We start from the raw sequence: 1,848 nt of genomic DNA on the forward strand, positions 1-1,848 counted from the left end.
GTGGCCTGCGCCACCGGGGCAGGCGATCACGCGGATGGCGGGGGCGTCCCGTCCGGTACGCGCATGCGCCCCGCGGACGGCGGTGCCGTGCGAGGGCGAGGGCGCTTCGGCAAAGGGGTAATTCGTGGCAAGGGCGGCGTTGGCGACCATGGTGCCTCCTGGGGTCGTGCGTTGGATGGTGGCCCCATCATACGCGCCGCCGCTTGTCTGCTTGTCCTACTAACGGGACGGTTGTGACAAATCCTCCCGTTTCCGCGCATAAAAAGGCGGCGCGCAGGTTCCTGCGCGCCGCCGTGGCCGAAAACCTATTCCCTGCCCGACCAGCAGTACGTGCACACCTTCTCGCGGTCGATGCCGATGGCCTCCAGCATGCCGTCGAGCGACTGGTAGCCTAGCGAGTCGAAGCCCATCTTCTCGCAGATGGACTTCAGCATGCACTGGCCGCGCTCGGTGGAGCTGTCGGCGTACTCGTCGAGGTGCTTCTGCCCTTCGTCGCCTTCCAGCTCCTGCACCACGCGGCGCGCGATGAGCTCCATCTCGGAGCGGCTGCGCGAGAAGCTCAGGTACTTGCAGCCGAACATGATGGGCGGGCAGGCCGAGCGCATGTGCACCTCGGAGGCGCCGCATTCGTGCAGGTAGTTCACCGTGCCCTGCAGCTGCGTGCCGCGCACGATGGAGTCGTCCACGAACAGGAGCCGCTTGCCGTTGATGAGCTCGGGCACGGGGATGAGCTTCATCTTCGCCACGCGGTCGCGCACTTTCTGGTTCGCGGGCATGAACGAGCGCGGCCAGGTGGGGGTGTACTTGATGAACGGGCGGCCGAAGGGGGCCTTGCTCTCGGTGGAGTAGCCGATGGCGTGCGGCACGCCCGAGTCGGGCACGCCGGCCACGTAGTCCACGTCGGGCACGCCGCCCGCCGCCGCCTCGTCGCGGGCCATGATCGCGCCGTTGCGGTGGCGCATGACCTCCACGTTCACGCCCTCGTAGTTGGAGTTGGGGTAGCCGTAGTAGACCCACAGGAAGGCGCAGATCTTCATCTGCGTGCCGGCGGGGGAGATGGTCTCGTAGCCGTCCGCATCCACGCGCACGATCTCGCCCGGCCCCAGCTCGTACTCGTCGTGATAGCCCAGCTTATGGTAGGCGAACGACTCGAACGAGATGCAGAAGCCCTCGCCGTCCTTCCCGATAAGCACCGGCAGGCGCCCCATGCTGTCCCGCGCGGCGATGATCGTGCCGTCGCTCGTCATGATGAGCAGGGTGAGCGAGCCCTCGATGACGCTCTGGGCATGCTTGATGCCCTCCACGAAGCTGTCCTTCTGGTTGATGAGCGCGGCCACGAGCTCCGTGGTGTTCACGGCACCCGAGCTCATGGCCATGAACTGCCGGTTCCCGCTGGAGAAGTAGCGCTCCACCAGCTCTTCGGCGTTGTTGATGGCGCCCACGGTGGTGATGCCGAACGTGCCCAGGTGCGAGCGCACGAGCAGCGGTTGCGGGTCGGTGTCGCTGATGCAGCCGATGCCGCTCATGCCCTTGAACCCCGGGAGGTCGTCTTCGAAGCGGGTGCGGAACGGCGTGTTCTCGATGGAGTGGATCTCGCGCTGGAAGCCCACTTCCTCGTCGTGGAAGATCATGCCCGCGCGCCGTGTTCCCAGATGCGAGTGGTAGTCCACTCCGAAAAATACGTCCAGCACCACATCGTGATGCGATGCAGCCCCGAAGAATCCGCCCATTGGTTTGCCTTTCGTCGTGCCCGTAGCCTTTAGTGCCAACAAAGGTACCAGTATAAGGCTCCCGGCGCGGGTCTGGGGCGAGGCGGGCGGGCGATTCGCGGTTTCTGCACGAGAAGCT

1 protein-coding gene is annotated in these 1,848 nt (G+C 65.7%); it reads right to left on the minus strand.

From position 1 onward, the window contains the following. Nucleotides 1-305: 305 nt before the first annotated feature. Nucleotides 306-1,730, minus strand: coding sequence for an amidophosphoribosyltransferase (locus GPA_RS03220; RefSeq protein WP_015538913.1), 1,425 nt, complete (start codon nt 1,728-1,730; stop codon nt 306-308). Nucleotides 1,731-1,848 lie beyond the last annotated feature (118 nt).

Origin of the sequence: Gordonibacter pamelaeae 7-10-1-b (assembly GCF_000210055.1) — a bacterium.
Lineage (GTDB): Bacteria > Actinomycetota > Coriobacteriia > Coriobacteriales > Eggerthellaceae > Gordonibacter > Gordonibacter pamelaeae.

Excerpts from the sequence above, each read along its gene's own strand:
- GPA_RS03220 (WP_015538913.1), bottom strand. The coding sequence starts at position 1,730 with ATGGGCGGATTCTTCGGGGCTGCATCGCATCACGATGTGGTGCTGGAC.